Consider the following 18,414-nt stretch of genomic DNA (forward strand, 5'->3'; position numbering starts at 1 on the left):
CGGCCCGGACGCGGGGTGCGCGGGAGGCGCGCAGGTCTTCATGCTAACGCGTTAGCACGAAGGCGGGTTGAGCGAGGCCGCAGGTCTGCATGTCCTGCATCTCTCATTCGCGCGTCGCGTGTTTTGTTTTGTTTCCCCGCCATACTCTCCCCCACCCTCTCTTTTCCATCATGCCCGATTCGCCGAAAGACGCCGTCCCCTCGCCCGCTCCCCTTTCCTTCAAGACCAAACTCGGCTACGGGCTCGGCAACCTGTCGGTGATGACCGCCAAGCAGGCGCCCAAGCAGCTCTCGCTCCCCATCTACAACATCGCGCTCGGCGTAAACCCCGGCGTCATCGGCACTCTGCTCGCGCTCGGCCGCGTCTGGGATGCGTTCACCGACCCTCTCGTCGGGCACTGGTCGGACAAACTCGTGACGCGCTGGGGCCGCCGCAAGCCCTTCATCGCAATCGGCTCGTTTTTGACCGCGCTGTTTTTCGCCGCCATGTGGCTGTTTCCGCGCGGGCTCACGCCGGGGCAATACGTCGCCTATTACGCCGTCTCATCGGCCCTGTTTTATCTGGCGCTCGGGGTGTTTTCCGTGCCGTGGTATGCGATGGGCTACGAACTCGCCGGCAACTACGACGAGCGCACCAAACTGATGGCGTTCCCCTCCATCTTCGGCCCCGTGGGACAAATCCTCGTCGGCTGGCTGTATTGGTTCACACAACGCAGTTTCTTCGCCGACACCATCGAAGGCGTCCGCTACACGGGCCTCGGCGCCGGCGTCATCATGCTGTTCTTCGGCCTGATGCCCGTGCTGCTGGTCAAGGAACGCAAAATCCCGGCAGCCGCCGCGACCGCGCAGGCAAAATCGCCGGCGCAGGCCAGACCGCGCGCCTCGTTTTTCGCGGGAGTGAAGGCCGCGGTAAAAAACGCCCCCTTCCGGCGGCTCACCATCGCCTTCACCCTGATAATCTGCGGCACCTCGCTTGTCGGCGGGCTCGGTTTGTATGTGTTCGTTTACTGCCTGCACGGGGGCAACAAGGACGCAGGTTCGCTGCTCATGGGAATGCACACGACCATCTGGCTCGTTTCCTCGATCATCATGACGCCGCCCGTGACCAGGCTCTCGGTGAAATTTGGCAAAAAGGAAATCTTCATCGCCGCGCTCGTCTGGAGCGTGCTGCGCATGATATTGCTATGGTTTCTGCTCGCGCCCGGCCATCCGTGGCTGGTGCTGGTCAATTCCGTCCTGAGCGGAGTGGACAACGCCGCCATCTTCATGCTCTGCCACGCCATGATCGCGGATGTGTGCGACCACGATGAACTGGAAAACGGAGTGCGCCGCGAAGGGCTCTTCGGCGCGCTTTACGGATGGTTTTTCAAAACAGGCATCGCGCTCGCTTTCGCCATTTCAGGCTACATGCTCGCGCTGACAGGCTTCGACGCCCGGCTTGGCGGCGCGCAAACGCAGGCCACCCTGCTGTTCATGAAAATCTGCTACTGCGGCATCCCCGCGCTGATGTTCCTGGCCGCGCTCGCCGTGTTCGCGCGCTACCCGCTCAGCCGGCGCATGGCCGATGACATCCGCGCGCAACTCGCCGCGCGGAGCAAAGCGGCGGCTTGATTTTTCCTTTCGCCAAGGAGACCCTTCCAGTGGCAGCAATCATCCGTGCCATGGGCGCCCTCCCCACCATCGCCGAAATCGCGAGACACTGCAAAGTCTCCACCTACACCGCGTCGCTCGCGCTGCGCAACAGCCACCGCGTCGCGCAGGCCACCCGCGACCGCGTGCAGGCCGGCGCGAGGGCGCTCGGCTACCGCCCCAACCCGCTCATCAACGCCCTGATGGCGCGCGTGCGCAACCGCCGCAACCGTCCCACCGGCGACGTGCTCGGCTTCATCATCTCCCGCGAAAAAGCCATCCACCCCGGCCAGCTCGACCACCAGGCGCGCATGCTCAAGGGCGCCTCGGCGCGCGCCCGCGAGCTCGGCTATCGCATCGAACCCATCCGGCTCACCTCGGTCAACGGCCGCGGGAGCCGCCTGCAACAGGTGCTCGACACCCGCGGCATCCACGGTGTGATCATCGCCCCGGTGCCCGGCCACGACTTCAAGATCAACCTCGCCTGGGAACGGCTGGCCTGCGTGACCATCAGCTACTCGTTCTCCGAGGTGCCCGTGCACCGCGTCACCCACAACCATTTCCGCTCCATGCGCCTCGTGCTCGACACCTGCCACGCGCGCGGATGGAAACGCCCGGGCATCCTGCTCAGCCAGCACGTGCTCGAGGCGGTTGACCAGGGTTTTCTCGCCGGCTATCTCACCAGCACCTACAGTCGGCACCACCGCATCCCGGTGCCGCCCCTGCTCTACGCCGACGACGCCTTCAATCGCCGGAGCCTGCTTGAGTGGGTGAAAAAACACCGGGTGGACGCCGTGCTTTCACTGCGTCACGACACCCACGACTGGCTCGCCGGCGCGGGGTATGACATCGGCCGCGACATCGGGCTGGTGATGCTCGACTGCAACGAGTCCGCCGGGGAAATGTCGGGCATCGACCAGCGCCAGAGCGAAATCGGCGCCGCCGCGACCGAGTTGCTCGCGAATGCCATGCAAAACAGCGAATACGGCATTCCCTCCCTGCCCCGCGTCGTCGGGCTCGACGGCGTGTGGCATGAAGGCGGCACCCTGCCCGCGCGTCGGATACATCACTGAGCCATGCGTTGCCGCGCCAGCGACTGGGAGCGCCGGCATCCTTGCCGGCAGGTGGCACGGGCGTCCCGCCCGTGAGCTTCCGAGGAGGAATGAGGGAAAGTCGGTCAGGTTGCCGGTTGATGCGGCAACCAGCACGATGAAAGAAACAAATCCCTCATTCACGGTCAAACCGTTCAAGAACCGCAATGGCGTTATTTCATGGCGCGTGAGCGGATGGATGCACGGCCTGCGCATCCGCCGAAACTTCAAGGACAGGCAGGCCGCCTTCGTCGAACGAGGGGCGCTCGATTTGAAACTGATGCAGACGCAGGCCGGACTGCGTCCCGTCGCCACCAGCCTGACCGAGGCGCAGGTGCGCGAGGCCGAAGCGCTGTTCTACCGCTTCGGCGACAAGCCCCGTCCGCTGGCGTTTTATGCCGATTACGGACTGGCGCATTTCAAGGAGCCCCGCGCGCAAATCCTGCTGTCCGAGGCCGCCAAGACCTACCTTGAGGCGCGCCGCATCGAGGAGAAAAAGCATCTCATCTGCGAGCGCCAGATGGCCGCAATCGAAGGCGAGATGGACACGCTGCTGGCGCATTTCCCGTTAAAACGGCTGCACGAATTGAGCCGGACGGAGCTGGATACCTACCTGAACCGAGGGAACGCGGCGCTCAAGACCTTCAACAACCGCCGTGCTCTTGTGCACACCTTTTTCGAGTTCGCCTGCCATCGCGAGGACTGGCTGAAGGCTGAGGACAATCCGATGGAGAAAATCCAGCGCCACCGCATTGAGCACAGCCGGGGTTCGGCCACGTCGCTCACCGCCGAGCAAGCGGCACAACTCATGGCACACGTGGAAACGGTCAAGGATGGCGCGTTCGTGCCGTATTTCGCATTGTGCCTGTTCGCCGGCATCCGGCCCAACGGGGAAATCACCAAATTACCCGCCAGCGACGTGCGCTTGGAAAACAACGCGATCACCATCGAGCCGTGGGTTTCCAAGGTGAACATGCGCCGGCTCATCACCATCCAGCCCAACCTTGCCGCGTGGCTCCAAGCGTATCCTTTGGACAAACACCCCATCATCCCATCCAAGGAGAAGATGAGGAACGTGGCCGGAAAAATCTCGCGCATCCGCCGGCAGTTCAAACTGTCGCACGACGTGTTGCGGCACACGTTTATTTCGATGCACGTGGCGAAATTTCGCTCGATGGGCGACACGGCGTTGCAGGCGGGCAATTCGGAGAGCATCATCCGCCGGCATTACCTGAACGTGACCACCCCGCAGGAGGCCGAAACCTTCTTCGGGATTGCGCCGAAAAAAGCACCAGCAGTGAAAACAGCGGCGACTGCGGAGGAGGCCGGCGCATCGCAGAGCGCCGACATCCCCGCCAACGACGCAAGCGAACCGCGCCGCCTCGCGGCATGACAAGCCTCTCCCGAACCCGCACGGCGCGGGCGCCCCGCAAAGGTCGCTCACGCCGCGCCTGTTGGCCTTTGCGCCGGAATCATCGCGGAGCAACCCCGCCCGCGTTGACCGCGCAACAACGACATGGAAGCCATGCAAAACACCACACGCACCATCGCCGCGTCCGCCATCACAGGCGCCGCCTCCGCAAACAACACCGCCGGCCCCGCCAGTGGTATCCAGCATCCGCTCACCGACATCAACGGCCTGCGCATGAGCGGAATTTTCCCCAAGGACCGCGAGCCGTCGATCCGCACGCTGCGCGCGTGGACGCAGGAGCGCCGCATCCCGCACCATCGCCTCGGGCACTTCGTGTATTACGATCTCACGGAAGTCGAGGCGCACATCCGTGTGAAATTGCTTGTGCCGCCGCGCCACTGACGCGCACGACGGGCCGCGACACGAATTTCCCACGTGTGGGAAATTTCCTCCCGCCCACCCAAAGGCGCGTCGGCATTTATAATGCCGCCTGCCACAAAACCCACCCGCAGGCCCTGCGTGATGCAGGGCCTGCGGGTGGGTATGCCGGCTGATTTTCGCACACCGCCCTATCCCCGCCTCATATGTCTTCCTTGTTTTTTTATCCCTTTTGAAATTTAATTTTTATCTCCCTCTAATTTGTATTTTCATCCCTTTTTAAATCTGTTTTTGTTTCCCCTTGAACATAAATAAAACATCATGGCTTACTCAAAACGCTTTGCTGACAAAGAACTTTCAGAAAAGCTTTCCGAGGCCGGAGCGGTGTTGATTTGCGGGCCGAAAGCCTGCGGGAAAACCGAGACGGCCTTGCAAGCCGCCGCGAGTGTTGTGCGGCTCGACACCGATGAGCAGGCGCGGATCGCAATGGGCGTCGAACCCGCCCGCGTTTTGCAAGGCGCGCGTCCGCGATTGCTCGACGAATGGCAGGAATTCCCCGGACTCTGGAACCGCGTCCGCCGCGAGGTTGACGAGGCGAAACAGGACGCGCAGTTCATCCTCACCGGCTCCGCCAACCCCGGCGAAAAAGCGCGGCGGCATTCCGGCGCGGGGCGTTTTTCCGTCCTGCCGATGCGCCCGATGTCGCTTTTCGAGCGCGGCTGGTCGTCGGGCGAGGCCCGGCTCGCGGATTTGTTTGCGGGCAGGCCGGTCTCGTCGTCGGATGTTTCCGCGCCACTCGACGAACTCGCCGAAAAAATCCTCTTCGGCGGCTGGCCCGGATTGCTCGGCAAGCCCCTTTCCCGCGCCATCGGTTTCTCCCGTGATTACGCCGCGTTGACGGCGGAGGTTGATATCAGCCGCGTTTCCGAAAAACGCCGCGACCCCGCCAAGGTTGCGCGGCTTTTGCAATCGCTCGCCCGAAACATCTCCACCGAGGCGCCGGTGGCCACGCTCGCGGCGGACGTGCGCGGCGCCGCCGGCGCGTTCAAGGACGAAACCGCCGCCGGCTACCTCAACGCGCTCGAACGCCTGATGATCGTCGAAAACCTCCCCGCGTGGCGCGCGCACATCCGTTCCAGCGCGACCTTGCGGCAGCAGCCCAAGCGCCATTTCGCCGACCCCTCGCTTGCCTGCGGCATCCTCCGCCTCGACACCGGCAGACTGCTCGCCGACCTCAATTTTTTCGGGCTGCTTTTCGAGTCGCTCGTCATCCGCGACCTGCGCATCTACGCGCAGGCGAACGACGGCAAGGTCTGCCATTACCGGGACTCCTCGGGACGCGAGGTTGACGCGATTGTCGAGGCCGGCAGCGGCGACTGGCTCGCCGTCGAAGTGAAACTCGGCGTCGGCGCGGCGGACGCGGCGGCGGAAAACCTGTTGAAATTCGCCGCGAACATCGACACGTCAAAAACCTCCGCGCCGAAAACGCTCGCGGTCATCACCGCCAATGGCTTCGCCCATCGCCGCCCCGACGGCGTGCAGGTCGTCCCGCTGGCAACGCTCACCGCTTAAAACAAAGGCCCCGCAAAGGCAGCCTGCTTTCCCTAAATCCACCGCGCCGTGAACAGCAAAACGTGCCGCGATAATCGAGAAAAACGCGGCTATCATCGCAAGCCCCACCATCCTCCTTCGCCTGCCGCCAGAAACATGAACAAGCTCACGGATTTCGGAATTTCGCCAATGACCTTTCCGCTCGCGCCAGCGTTTTCCCTGGCCATCGTTCGCCGAGTGCAAAGTCGCGTCGCTTGAAAAACAGAGGCGTGTCGTGCGCCTGAAAAAGGGGCTGCTCGTCGTCGCGCCGGAGGATGGCGCGCCCGTTGTCCCGCGCGCTCACGCCGTGCGCTGGGCGAAGATCGGCCCCTCGCCGAAGCGGGTGCGGAGGGCGGCGAAGCGTTTCTGGTAGGTCGGCGCGATGTGGTTGCGCATGGCCTGCTCGGCCCATTCGGGATTTCCGCTTTCCAGCGCGTTGACCAGGCCGAGATGGTCATGAGGCTCGATTTTCCAAAGCCGGGGCGCGATGTTGGCCAGCACCATGTCAACGAAGTGGTGGAATTCGAGCAATGCCTGCAAGCGGGGGCTGCGCGAAATCTGGATGACACGCTTGTGGAAGCCGACATGGCATTGGAGAAACTCGCCCACGCCGTCCGGCTTGATCGGCTGGTTGAGCCGCGCCGCGATTTCCTTTAATTCATTGAGTTCCGCGGCGGTGATGAGCGCTGTGGCCCGCCGCGCTGCCAGCGCCTCCAGCACGCCGCGGATTTCGACCATCTCCTCGATCTCGGGAACGGTAAAGACGCGGCAAAATACGCCGATTCCCTGCTGGCGCACCAGCAATCCTTCGTTTTCCAGCGCGCTGAACGCCTCCCGCAAGGGGGCCGTGGTCGTTTCCAGCCGCTTGGCGAGTTGACGCTGGTCAAGACGCGTGCCGGCGGCGATTTCCCCGCTCAGGATAAGATCCAGCAATTCTTGGCGGATCCGGTCGGCGGCGACAGACAGATGGCTGTCGGTTGACCCTGCCCTGCCATCGGAAACGGCAAAAGCAGTGTTCAGCACGGATGAGGGGGAAGAGTCGCTCATAATGAACTAACAGCAGACACACCGAAAAATTACGTGCTGTCCAGTATGGAATAAAAAGAAAAGAATTCCTTTTTATTTGAAACGAGTAACAAAACAACGGCATTCTTTTCACCTTGGTTTCCTCTATAACTTCCGCTCAAAAAATAATTTTCAGGACTTTTCGGGAGCTCAAAAATACGCGATTTTTAATCGCGAATCGCGAAAAATGCGGGAAATGGAATTTTATGACATGGAATTAGTTCAAGTATCTTCCATGTCACCATGATAAGGCAAATTTTAGGAATTTCTAAAAAAAAGACTTGCTATGTTATAACTTAAATATTTTTCAAAACCCAAGTCATTCTTATACCCATGCCCCCCCCGATAACTTCAGATGGTCGAGTAGGACTCATTCTCAACTAGTTGTTTTATCATGTTTCTCGGGGCTGCTGACGCTGGCATTTGCGCCAGCTTGCGCCGCGTTGGAAACGCCGCCGCCGGTTTATCCGGTGAAATTCGTTTTCGACACCGCCATGGGCAACGATGCGGACGGTGCCATCGCGCTCGCCGTCATCCGCGCCCTCCAGTCGCGCGGCGTCTGCGAACTGCTGGCCGTCACCCTCGCCAGCCCGCTGCCCGAGGCCGCGCCCGGTGTTGACGCGGCCAACGCCTTCCACGGACGTCCGGATATCCCCGTCGGTGCCTCGCCCGAGGCGCCGCGCACTGAGAGAAAAGCAAATCTTTCCCCGTCGTTTTCGACTCCGCCGCCACACCCCGCCCGGTTGACTTGTTCCGCCGCTTGCCCGCCAGCGCAGCTGATGGAGAAGTCGTCATGGTGCAGACCGGTTTCTCCACCAATCTTGCCCGGCAGATCGGCATGCCCGCCGCCCGCAAGCTCGCGGCTGACCGGCCCGCCCCGAACGGGTGGAACGGCCGGGAAGCGGGAATGGAAGTGCGTTATCCGGCTTGGAACATTGATCGTGATTTCGCCTATGCCCGGCATCGCCCGATCAAGGAATCCTATCAGGCCTGCAACCCCGCGCCGCGCCGGCGTCCCTGCTGGGGCCTCACCCTCGCAGCGGCACATGTGTCACCCTCATAGCGGCACCATACACGGAGTGCCCGCCCACCGCCCAAAGGCCTAAATCCACCGGCAAAACCCAACCCTCAACTCCGCAAAAAATCATGCTAACCATATCCTCCTACCCCGTCGCCGTGGCGATGTGCTTTGTAACGATGCTGTGCTGGGGCTCCTGGGGCAACACCCAGAAGCTCGCCGCGGGCGACAAGTGGAAATACCAGCTCTTCTACTGGGACTACGGCCTGGGCATCCTGCTCAGCGCGCTGGTCATCGCCTTCACCCTCGGCAGCACCGGCGCGGGCGGGCGCGGCTTCCTCGCGGACATCGCGCAGGCCGGCGCCTCGCCGCTCGGCTGGGCCTTCCTGGGCGGCGTGCTGTTCAACCTCTCGAACATCCTGCTCGTCATCGCCATTGACATCGCGGGGCTCGCCGTGGCGTTCCCCATCGGCGTGGGCCTCGCGCTCGTCATCGGCACGCTGCAAACCGCCTTCTTCCGTCCCGCCGAGGTTGGCGACTCCGCGCTGTTATACATCGGCGTGGGGCTGGTGGTCCTCGCCATCGTCATCAACGCCGTCGCCTACAAAAAGCTCATGGCGGCGAAAAACGCCGGCGGGCAAAGCGGCGGCTCGGCGCTCGGCATCGCCATTTCCATCATCGCCGGCCTGCTCATGGGCGGCGGCTTCTTCGGGCTTGTGTCCAAGGGCATGATACAAAACTTCGCCACGCCCGAGGCGGGCCTGATGACACCCTGCACCGCGCTCGTGGTTTTCTCGGCCGGCCTCTTTGTCTCCAATTTCCTCTGGAACACCATCGTCTCCCTCAAGCCCGTCCGCGGCGAGCCGGTGAACCCGCTCGATTATTTTTCCAAGGGCAGCCTGAAACTCCACGCGGTCGGCGTGCTCGGCGGCACGATCTGGAACCTCGGCATGGCCTTCAGCCTCATCGCCTCCGCCGCCGCCGGCGCGGCGCTCTCCTACGCGCTCGGCCAGTGCGCCACGATGATCGCCGCGATCTGGGGCGTGTTCATCTGGAAGGAATTCAAGGGCGCGCCGAAGGGCACCGCCTCCCTGCTGACCGCCATGTTTGTCTCCTTCTTCGTCGGCATCGCCTTCCTCGTCGCCTCGAAATAACATAAACGAACCATAAATTAACCGCGAAGGACGCGAAGAGCGCGAAGGATTAAAAACCAAGCCACGCTATATTATTCAATATATTATAAAACCACAGCCGCCTGTCTTCATGCTTTTCTTCGCGCCCTTCGCGCCCTTCGCGGTTATTAAAAACGAACCATTCTTCCATGCCCAAGCCACGCATCCTCGTCCTCGGCAGCTCCAACACCGACATGATCATCAAGCTCGCGCGCATTCCCCGCCCGGGCGAAACCCTCCTCGGGGGCAAATTCACCACCGCGGCCGGCGGCAAAGGGGCCAACCAGGCCGTCGCCGCCGCGCGCGCCGGCGGTGATGTCGCCTTCATCGCCCGCCTCGGCAAGGACATGTTCGGCGACCAGGCCCTCGCCGGGTTCAAGGCCGACAAGATCGACACCCGCCACATCCTGCGCGACGCGAAGACGCCCTCCGGTGTCGCGCTCATCTTCGTGGCCGATTCCGGCGAAAACAGCATCGCCGTGGCCTCCGGCGCCAACGCCCGCCTCACGCCCGCCGATGTGCGCGCCGCGGAGGCCGCCTTCCCCGGCAGCAAGGCGCTCGTCATGCAATTGGAGACCCCGCTGCCCACCGTCACCGCCGCCGCGAGGCTCGCGAAGAAACACGGCGTGCCCATCATCCTCAATCCCGCGCCCGCGCCTTCGGAAAAACTCCCGCCCGCGCTGCTCAGGCTCGTGTCCATTCTCACTCCCAACGAAACCGAGGCCGAGACACTTACCGGTATAAAAGTCACCGACGAAGCCTCCGCGAGACAAGCTTCCGCCGCGCTCCGCGCGCAAGGCGTGGGCACCGTCATCATCACGCTCGGCGAGAAAGGCGCGTTTGTGGACGACGGACGCACCGCCGCCGCCCTCCCGGTGCCCAAGGTGAAGCGCGTGGACACCACCGCCGCCGGCGACACCTTCAACGGCGCGCTGGCCGTCGCGCTGGCCGAGGGCCGCGACCTGCGCGAGGCCATTCGTTTCGCCAACGCCGCCGCCACGATCTCGGTGACGCGCCTCGGCGCCCAGCCCTCCGTTCCCACCCGCGCGGAAATCGAACGCTTCATGGCCAAACTGTAGGGGTGCCGCTTGCGAAGCCCTCCGAATCCACTCCGCATTCAAAACACATCTTGAATACACCCACCTGCGGCAAAAGTCGTGATGAAATTAACAGCTCATAAACTGGGAAAACAAATCCGATGAAAACAAACCCGAAAAAAGCAGGACTTTTTACCCTCTGCGGCCTCGCGTTACTTGCCATCTGCCCGGCTCCCGTCAATGCAGCCGATGCCACTCCGTCGGCGCCCGCGCGCCCGGGCAAGGCGTCGTTCCGCGTGCTGCACAGCAACGATGCCACCAATATAGTCAACTGCCTCTGGACCCAGTTTCCCGTACGCCCTCCCGTGAAAGACAAATTCATCCGCGACTCGGTGGCTGAGGTTGCCGGCCATGGCATTGATGTGCACATGATGCAGCCGGGCTATGGGTGGGTGCCGTGGTGGCAAAGCGAGGTTTTGCCAATGTCCGAACAGGCGGCATGGAAAAAATCGAAAAACATCCGGCTGCACTACTATGAAACCTACATACTCAACGGCGGCGACCTGATGAGCGTTTTCGTGGACGAATGCCGCAAGACAGGCCAGCAAGCCTTCGCTTCGTTCCGCATGAACGACCAGCATCACATTTTCGCTGCCGACAACGGAAAAGTGCCTGAGCCGGAATTCAGCCGTAGAGCGGGCATCTGCCCTTTTTACGTGGAAAATCCACAATGGCGCATCGGCGACGACGGCTACGCCGACCTCCCCGGCCAGCTCTCCATGGACTTCGCCGTGCCACAGGTGCGCGAATACCGCCTCAAGCAAATCCGCGAACTGGTCGACAAATACGACATCGACGGACTCGAACTCGACTTCGTGCGCCACTGGGCGCTCTTCAACCAGCGCAAGACCACCTCCTCGCAACGCGCTGAAATCCTCACCAGCATGGTCCGGCAAATCCGCGAAATCCTCGACGCCAAGGGCGCGCGCGCCGGGCGCTATTTGTGGCTCGGCATGCGCATCCCCGCTTATCCCTGGATGCACGATCCCATGGGCGTCAACCTGTCGAAGCTCGCGTCCGAGGCGGGCGTCGGCATCATCAACGCCTCCGCCCACTACTACACAGATGCGCAAATGCCCATTGCCGAGCTGCGCAAACAACTTCCCGACGATGTGGCGCTGTACGCCGAGTTGCATTACACTGGCGCTCGTGGCACCGACTTTGACGCAGGCGGCGGCCAAATGGTATCGGCCCGGCGCCGCTGCACCCCGCTGCAACTTTGCACCACCGCCTATCTCGCCCGCCGCCGCGGGGCCGACGCCGTGAGCACCTTTAATTTTCAATACTACCGCGCCATGTACGGCAAAGCCGCCAGTGGCTTCGCAACCACAGCCGAGCCGCCCTACGAGGTTTTTGAAAAAATTTCCGACTTGGACTGGCTGGCCCAACAACCGCAGCACTACTTCGCATCCGGCGACAACAACCCCATGCGCCCGGAAGCCCGCAAATTCCCCGCCCAGATGAAAGCAGGCATCGCGGAGAAAGTCTTCATGGACATGACGCCGCCCGCCGGCGGCTGGCTCGCCGATGGCAAGCTGCGCATCCAATCGCGCAGGTCATTGGGCGACTCAGCTTGGAAGGCACGGCTCAATGGCGTGCCGCTTAAATCGACCGAGGATGTATCCGCCCCCTACCCCGAGCCTTACCGGGAAGGACTGGGCAGCCCCGCAAACTACCGCGCATGGGTGGTGCCCGCCGGCCTGCTGAAAGACGGCGAGAATATTTTCGAATTTAGCTACAAGGGCGACCTCGAATCCGTGACCTTTCGTTACATGGATGTGTTGCTGCCCGGAGTCGCTGCAGCATCCGCGCTTCTGCCAGGCAAATCGGACGCCATCCGCCCTGGGACACCCTTCGGCAACAACGCCGTGCTGCAAGCCGGCATGAAAGTCCCCGTCTGGGGCACGGCATCACCCGGCCAGCGCGTGGCTGTTTCCTTCGCCGGTCAAAACAAGGAAACCACCGCCAGCGACAAAGGCAACTGGCGCCTCGACCTCGACCCAATGCCCGCCGGCACAAGCGGCAATCTGGTCATTGGCGACAAAACATTCACCAATGTCGTGACAGGCGAGGTGTGGTTTGTCGGCGGCCAATCCAACGCCGCGTTTTCGCTCAAACACGCCACGCCGAACGCAAATGCAGAAATCGCCCGCGCCAGCTTTCCCCAAATCCGTGTGTGGACATCGAAATACACCATCGCAGGAACTCCGCAAAATTTTGGCGAGGGCGAGTGGCGCGTATGCACTCCTGCGACCGCCGGCGACTTCACCGGCATGGGATACTTTTTCGCAAAAAGCCTCACGGCCGCGCGTGACGGCGTGCCCGTGGGCATCATCAGTTGCAACCGCAGCGGCGCGCCCATTTTCAGCATGATGCCCGCGCAGGTTTTCGACCGGAACCAGAACGCTCGAAAAGTGGCGGCCAATTACGCCGAGCAACTGGAGAAATTCCCGCAAAGCACCCACTTGGCCAAGGCCGTCATCTGGAACGGCATGATTTACCCGCTCTCGCCCTACGCCATGCGCGGCGTGCTCTGGAACCAGGGCGAGGCCGATGTCCGCGTCGCCTACGCCTACGAATCAATGCTCGACGACATGGTCAAATGCTGGCGCGCCCTCTGGGGCCGCGCCGACCTGCCGTTCTACGTCGTGCAACTGGCGAACATCTCCAACAAGGGCAGCTACGAGCCGGCGGGCAGTTTGAACTGGCCGCTCATGCGCGAGGCCCAAGCCAACGCGCGCCACATCCCAAACGTGTGGGTGAGCGTCGGCATCGACATTGGCGACCTCACGAACGTTCCACGCGACGCGCGCCACCCCAAGAACAAACGCGAACTCGGCGAACGCCTCGTATCGCTTGTGCAGGCCGGCACCTATGGCATCCGTGACGACACCAAACCCTTCGCCTCGCCGTTTTTCGAGAAAGCCGTCATCCGTGGCGACAAGGTCATCTGCCATTTCGACGCCGCCGCCAAGGGCCTGAAAACCCGCGACGGCAAATCCGTCGGCGGCTTCGAGATTGCGGGAGCCAGGGGAAAATTCGTCCCCGCCGAAGCGCTCATCGAAGGCGAGACCATAATCGTCTCGTCGCCTTCCGTGAAGTCGCCCGCCTCGGTGCGCTATGCCTGGAGCAACACCTGCGAAGGCACCAACGTGGTGAACGCCTCCGGCCTCCCCCTTTCCCCTTTCCGGGCCAGCAAGCAGTAACGAGTAGAACAAACCATAATACCACCTCCGAACGGAATTTATATTTTAGGTAGGGCGAGGCGGTTCCTGCCGAGCCGCGGCTCAGTTCGATAAGTCTATAAATAACTGGGAAATAGTATAATACGAATTAAACCGCCCTGCCGAAATCTTCACCTCCATTCACAGCTAAAATAGTCCAATGAAAACACCTCATGCACTCCTCCCTCTGTTCGCCATCCTCTGTTTTTCAGCCAATCAGCCTTGGCAGACTGTCGCTGACGCTCAAAACAGTCCTTCAGTCGTTTCCTCCTGCCCCGCGGTGCCTGCTTCGCCCGTAAAACTCATCTTCGACACCGACATGGGCAACGACGTGGACGATGCCGTTGCGCTCGCCATCATCCATGCCCTCCAGAATCGCAACGCCTGCGAACTGCTCGCAGTCACCCTCACCTGTCCCCACCCCCTTGCCCCCGAATATGTCGCCGCCGTCAACACCTTCTATGGACGTCCCGGTATTCCCATTGGCATCAACACCGATTCCCCGAGCGTTTTGAAGCCCAAGCGGCAGTTCCTGCAAATCGCGCACCACAAAAACCCCGACGGTTCCCTGGCGTTTCCCTACACTTGGGACGCATCCAAGGCGCCACGCGCCGTTGACCTGCTCCGCCGCACCCTCGCCGCCGCCGACGATAATTCCATCGTCATCGCCCAAGTCGGCTTTTCCTGCAATCTCGCCGCGCTCCTCGACACCAAACCCGACGCGATTTCCCCCCTCAATGGCCGCGATCTTGCCGCCAAAAAAATCCGCTTCCTCTCCATCATGGCCGGCGACTTTTCCGAGCCAAAGGAAGGCGTGAAGAAGGTTGTCGAGTTCAACATCCGTCATGATGTTCCCGCCGCTCGCAAACTCGCCGACGAGTGGCCGACGCCGATTATTTGGGGCGGCTTTGAAGTCGGCAATGCAGTCTGCTATCCCGCCTTTGGCATTGAAAACGACTTCGGCTATGTCCCCAGCCATCCTGTTCGCGAATCCTACCAGTCCTACATTCCCACGCCCCACGAACGCCCCTGCTGGGATCCCATTTCAGCCCTCTATGCCATCTGGCCCGACCGCCCCTATTACGAACGCACTCCCAAGGGCCGTGTCACCGTTACCCCCGAGGGGCACACCACTTTTGCCGAGCAACCCGAGGGCCGCGACTACTGCCTTAAGCTGGATGTCGTCCACGCTGCCAGCCTCCGGGAAATAATCTCCACCCTCGCCTCCGAACCCCCGAAAACCAAGTGATTTCAATGAGTGCCCAAACTGACAGTCCGGACAAAATTCATGCGGGCTGAGGGCCCGCGTCAGTGCCCGGTGGATTTGCGCGTGACGCGCTCCGAGCCGCTGAAACCCAAAACACCAACGGCGTGCCAGCACCCTTGTTCAATCGTCCATCGTAATTCGTAATCCCAACATGAAATCTCCACACAACCCATCAGGCCCAGCGTCTTTTCCCACCGTGTTTCGCCGCATGTGGCTTCCGTGCCCACATGGCGCTTTTTGGCTTATGGCACTGACTGTCGGCTGCGGCGGAAACCTTTTCGCGCAATCGCAACGACCGCAGTCAGCCGAGACCGGCGAGGGCGAGACCGTCATGCTCAGCCCGTCCGCCGTCAGGCGTGTCGCGCAAGCACAGCAATCGCAAACAGGCGCCACTGGCGATGCCAGTGCCGAGGTGGTTATGCTCAGCCCCTTTGTCGTCAGCACCGACCGCGACGTGGGCTTCGTGGCCGCGGCCTCGCTTGCCGGCGGCAGGCTCGGCGGTGACCTCAAGGACACCCCCGTCGCCTATTCCGTCCTCACCAGCGAGTTCATCGAGGCGCTCAGCCTCACCGACCTTTCCGATATGGCCCAGTGGCTGCCCAACAGCACCGAAGAGAGGAATTCGGGCAACCTCGAATGGTCGAATAACGACTTTTACATCGCGTCGCGCGGTGTCGGGGCAGGCGCCCCGCAACGCGATTTTTTTCCCTACGGTTTCAATTTTGACGGCTATAACACTGATCGGCTCGACATGGGGCGCGGCCCAAATTCCATCCTCTTCGGCAACAGCGGTTATGCCGGCACCGCGAACTCTGTCTCCAAGCGCGCGATTCTGAATAGGCAATTCACCATGGTGAACCTTGGCTACAGCTCATGGAACAACGTCCGCAGCACACTCGACCACAACCAGTCGCTTGGCCGCAAATTCGCCTTGCGCCTCAACGCCCTGTATCTTGACCGCGATGGATGGCGAGACCACGATTTTGAAGAGAAAAAAGCCATCACGCTGGCGGGCACATGGAGCCCGACCAAAAACACCGAGCTTCGTTTCGAGGCGGAGGTCGGCGAAAAAGACCTGGCGGCCTTGGGCAGCAATTTAGACGACCACTTCAGCGCTTGGAGCGGCACCCATACCTACAGCGGTCCCATCCCCAGCGGAGGCTCGGCGCCGGCGGGCATCTCTCCCTACCAGAACGATACTATCATCTTCACACCCTCCAGCGGGGCCAAACTCCTGGCGAACTACAAGGGCTGGGCGCGCACTGCGGCCAGCACAGCGGTCAACGCCCGCGACACCCCGATTGGACAGCGCCTCAACCTGCCGTCGGACATGCTTGAAACCATCGAGGCCAATTCACATTTCACCACTCCCTCCCGCAAGCAGACTGCGTATGTTGACGCGCCGCTCTATACTGAGAAATATTACAATTACACACTCGCGGCCACCCACCAGATAAAGCGGAAATTCTACGCCGAGGCCGCGGTGAATTTCTCGGGAGTGGAAAAAAGTGGCGACAGATACTCAAACGGCGGCCTTACGCGTATGTATATTGACGTGAACACCAAGCTGCCGAACGGCCAAGACAATCCCAATTTCCTTGAGCCGTATGGCGAGGGCCCAGGCCGGCCCCACATCCGCACCAGCGATAATATCAACGCCCGCCTCGCCCTGGCCTACGTGCTGGACAACACCCGTTACGGCAGTTTCCGCATCAACGCCCTCGGCGGCTACTCCCGCTCCGACAGCAAGCAGGACACATGGGTTTATGCCATAAAGGACAACGAGGACCATCGTTACTGGCCGACTGAAAAACTCGTGTATTTCCGTTATTATCATAACACAGACACCTCGCGCCCCTACGACTTGTCCGATAGAAAATGGACGTTTCTGGACACGGGCGCCTCGCCGAGGATAGCCACGGCCGGCTTGGTGCGCGGCGAACTCGCAACCAGCACTATGAACCAACGCTCCCTCACGGAATATAATTATATACAATTCGCCGGCGACGCCAAATTCTTCAAGAAACGCCTCAATCTTCTTGCTGCCCTCCGCATGGACGACCACCTGACGCGCCAGCGCGTTACCATCTCGCAATTCGATTACCCGACGGACTGGAATGGCAGGGACCTCATCCTCAAGCCCGATGCGCCTTCGGACTGGGCTTCGCTCACCTACCAGATCCGCGATGCGGCAGGCAATCCCTCCGGCCCGGTATTGCCCGCCGACATACGCCCGCGCATTACCACGGCCGGCGATCCTCACTACGGTGAAGGCGACCCGCGCTATAATGGCGTGCGCTTCCAGGATGATTATAATACCCCCGAAAAAAAGGAAACCACCACCACTTACAGCTTTGGCGCCGTCTATCACCTGAACCAAAACATCAGCCTCTTTGCCAACTATGCCGAGTCCTTTGTCCCCACCATCACCCGTTATTCCATAGAAGGCAACATGCTTGACGCCCGGTCCGGTGATGGCCGCGACTTCGGCGTTCGCATCACCGCGCTCAAACAACGCTTCATGGCCAATATCATTCGTTATACAGGGCGTGAGAAAAACACTGGCGCCGCCCTGGGCTTAACCTTCAATTATATCGACAGCATTGTCAGGAGCACTCCGGTTGGCTTCTCCTCGGTCAACGAGATTAATAAACGCAACCTCGCCCCCCCTCACTCTGGCATAGGTGACACCGTTACCAGCGAGGTCTCCGGCTGGGAACTCGACATCACCGCGAACATGACCCGCGGCTGGCGCCTCATGGTGAACGGCTCCCTCACGGACGCCTACCAGACTGACACCTACCCTCATATGCGCAATTATCTGGCCAGAAATGAGGCCACCCTGCGGCTAATCGTGGAGGACGCCGGCGGCGCATTCAGGGGCGACGCCGCTTACGTGGACACCGCGATCCCCGCGGGCAGCAGGCCCGACGCCGACTCGGCCGTCGGGGCTTGGAACAACTTACAGGCGTGGCGTGCCTCCCTTACACATGAAAAGCAAAAACGCTCCAGGCTCGTGGGAAAAACGATGAATGTCTTCACCGATTATACATTACGAAACGGCCCGCTTAAGGGCTTGCGCATCGGCGTCGGCGCCAACTATCGCGGCAGGTCAGTAATCGGCTATCGTGGCAGTGACACAGTCACAATCGAAGGACCGGGAGGCACGACGCAGGTGATTGACGACCCGTTCGTGGGGCCGCTGGACGTTGTTTATCAGCCCGGCTACACCATCGCAACCGCCACACTTTATTATGAATGGCGCGTCAATCGGAAAACAACGGTCAAATTCAACCTGCGCGTCGCCAACCTCTTTGATTACGACAAGCCCATCTATTATGAGTCGGCGCTGCGCCCGGTGCTGAGCCCGGTAGACGGCAAGGTAACCTCCGCCCGCACCATGACACCGGTGAAGTATTACTGGATCACGCCGCGTAATTTCACCTTCTCGGCCTCAGTGAGATTCTAAAATA

General features: G+C 61.3%; 13 protein-coding genes. 11 read left to right on the forward strand and 2 right to left on the reverse strand.

What is annotated here, in order from left to right:
• Positions 1-170: 170 nt before the first annotated feature.
• The 5 genes from OH491_RS10235 to OH491_RS10255 all read left to right on the forward strand — a co-directional run bounded on the left by OH491_RS10235 (position 171) and on the right by OH491_RS10255 (position 6,080).
• Positions 171-1,610, forward strand: a complete 1,440-nt coding sequence (locus OH491_RS10235; protein WP_068771497.1) for an MFS transporter — start codon at positions 171-173, stop codon at positions 1,608-1,610.
• Positions 1,611-1,660: 50 nt separating this feature from the next.
• Positions 1,661-2,701 carry a LacI family DNA-binding transcriptional regulator gene (locus OH491_RS10240; protein WP_068771496.1) on the forward strand — a complete coding sequence of 347 codons (1,041 nt, stop codon included), beginning with the start codon at positions 1,661-1,663 and terminating at the stop codon, positions 2,699-2,701.
• Positions 2,702-2,837: 136 nt separating this feature from the next.
• A complete protein-coding gene (locus tag OH491_RS10245; protein WP_068771495.1) occupies positions 2,838-4,112 on the forward strand; it encodes a tyrosine-type recombinase/integrase in 1,275 nt (424 codons plus the stop codon).
• A 132-nt stretch (positions 4,113-4,244) separates the two neighbouring features.
• Positions 4,245-4,532, forward strand: a complete 288-nt coding sequence (locus OH491_RS10250; protein WP_068771664.1) for a helix-turn-helix domain-containing protein — start codon at positions 4,245-4,247, stop codon at positions 4,530-4,532.
• A 297-nt stretch (positions 4,533-4,829) separates the two neighbouring features.
• Entirely contained in the window at positions 4,830-6,080 is a 1,251-nt protein-coding gene (locus tag OH491_RS10255) for an ATP-binding protein (RefSeq protein WP_068771494.1), read from the forward strand.
• A gap of 318 nt (positions 6,081-6,398) precedes the next feature.
• Here the strand turns inward: OH491_RS10255 and OH491_RS10260 are convergent, their stop codons facing one another.
• Complete coding sequence (locus tag OH491_RS10260; protein ID WP_068771493.1) at positions 6,399-7,145, reverse strand: GntR family transcriptional regulator; 747 nt, start codon at positions 7,143-7,145, stop codon at positions 6,399-6,401.
• Positions 7,146-7,555: 410 nt separating this feature from the next.
• Complete coding sequence (locus tag OH491_RS10265) at positions 7,556-7,801, reverse strand: hypothetical protein (protein ID WP_068771492.1); 246 nt, start codon at positions 7,799-7,801, stop codon at positions 7,556-7,558.
• Positions 7,802-7,923: 122 nt separating this feature from the next.
• Here OH491_RS10265 and OH491_RS10270 point away from each other — a divergent pair, with 122 nt between their 5' ends.
• From OH491_RS10270 to OH491_RS10295, 6 genes are all read left to right on the forward strand, one after another.
• The gene (locus OH491_RS10270; protein ID WP_145928940.1) at positions 7,924-8,226 is read left to right on the forward strand and encodes a hypothetical protein; all 303 of its coding nucleotides are present in this window, start codon (positions 7,924-7,926) and stop codon (positions 8,224-8,226) included.
• Between the two features lie 83 nt (positions 8,227-8,309).
• Entirely contained in the window at positions 8,310-9,335 is a 1,026-nt protein-coding gene (locus OH491_RS10275) for a multidrug DMT transporter permease (RefSeq protein WP_068771490.1), read from the forward strand.
• A gap of 167 nt (positions 9,336-9,502) precedes the next feature.
• Positions 9,503-10,432: a ribokinase gene (rbsK, locus tag OH491_RS10280; protein WP_068771489.1), complete on the forward strand. Its 930-nt coding sequence runs from the start codon at positions 9,503-9,505 to the stop codon at positions 10,430-10,432.
• A 119-nt stretch (positions 10,433-10,551) separates the two neighbouring features.
• Entirely contained in the window at positions 10,552-13,656 is a 3,105-nt protein-coding gene (locus OH491_RS10285; RefSeq protein ID WP_068771488.1) for a sialate O-acetylesterase, read from the forward strand.
• A gap of 178 nt (positions 13,657-13,834) precedes the next feature.
• A complete protein-coding gene (locus OH491_RS10290; RefSeq protein WP_068771487.1) occupies positions 13,835-14,923 on the forward strand; it encodes a nucleoside hydrolase in 1,089 nt (362 codons plus the stop codon).
• A 262-nt stretch (positions 14,924-15,185) separates the two neighbouring features.
• Positions 15,186-18,410 (forward strand): TonB-dependent siderophore receptor, encoded by a 3,225-nt coding sequence (locus OH491_RS10295; protein WP_068771486.1) that lies wholly within the window; start codon positions 15,186-15,188, stop codon positions 18,408-18,410.
• Positions 18,411-18,414: the final 4 nt, after the last annotated feature.

This window comes from Termitidicoccus mucosus (assembly GCF_038725785.1).
GTDB classification, from domain to species: Bacteria; Verrucomicrobiota; Verrucomicrobiia; order Opitutales; family Opitutaceae; genus Termitidicoccus; species Termitidicoccus mucosus.

Coding starts and splice junctions, on each gene's coding strand:
- OH491_RS10240 (WP_068771496.1), top strand. CDS start 1,661: ATGGGCGCCCTCCCCACCATCGCCGAAATCGCGAGACACTGCAAAGTC.
- OH491_RS10245 (WP_068771495.1), top strand. CDS start 2,838: ATGAAAGAAACAAATCCCTCATTCACGGTCAAACCGTTCAAGAACCGC.
- OH491_RS10250 (WP_068771664.1), top strand. CDS start 4,245: ATGCAAAACACCACACGCACCATCGCCGCGTCCGCCATCACAGGCGCC.
- OH491_RS10235 (WP_068771497.1), top strand. CDS start 171: ATGCCCGATTCGCCGAAAGACGCCGTCCCCTCGCCCGCTCCCCTTTCC.
- OH491_RS10285 (WP_068771488.1), top strand. CDS start 10,552: ATGAAAACAAACCCGAAAAAAGCAGGACTTTTTACCCTCTGCGGCCTC.
- OH491_RS10290 (WP_068771487.1), top strand. CDS start 13,835: ATGAAAACACCTCATGCACTCCTCCCTCTGTTCGCCATCCTCTGTTTT.
- OH491_RS10275 (WP_068771490.1), top strand. CDS start 8,310: ATGCTAACCATATCCTCCTACCCCGTCGCCGTGGCGATGTGCTTTGTA.
- OH491_RS10255 (WP_068771494.1), top strand. CDS start 4,830: ATGGCTTACTCAAAACGCTTTGCTGACAAAGAACTTTCAGAAAAGCTT.
- rbsK (WP_068771489.1), top strand. CDS start 9,503: ATGCCCAAGCCACGCATCCTCGTCCTCGGCAGCTCCAACACCGACATG.
- OH491_RS10260 (WP_068771493.1), bottom strand. CDS start 7,145: ATGAGCGACTCTTCCCCCTCATCCGTGCTGAACACTGCTTTTGCCGTT.
- OH491_RS10295 (WP_068771486.1), top strand. CDS start 15,186: ATGGCACTGACTGTCGGCTGCGGCGGAAACCTTTTCGCGCAATCGCAA.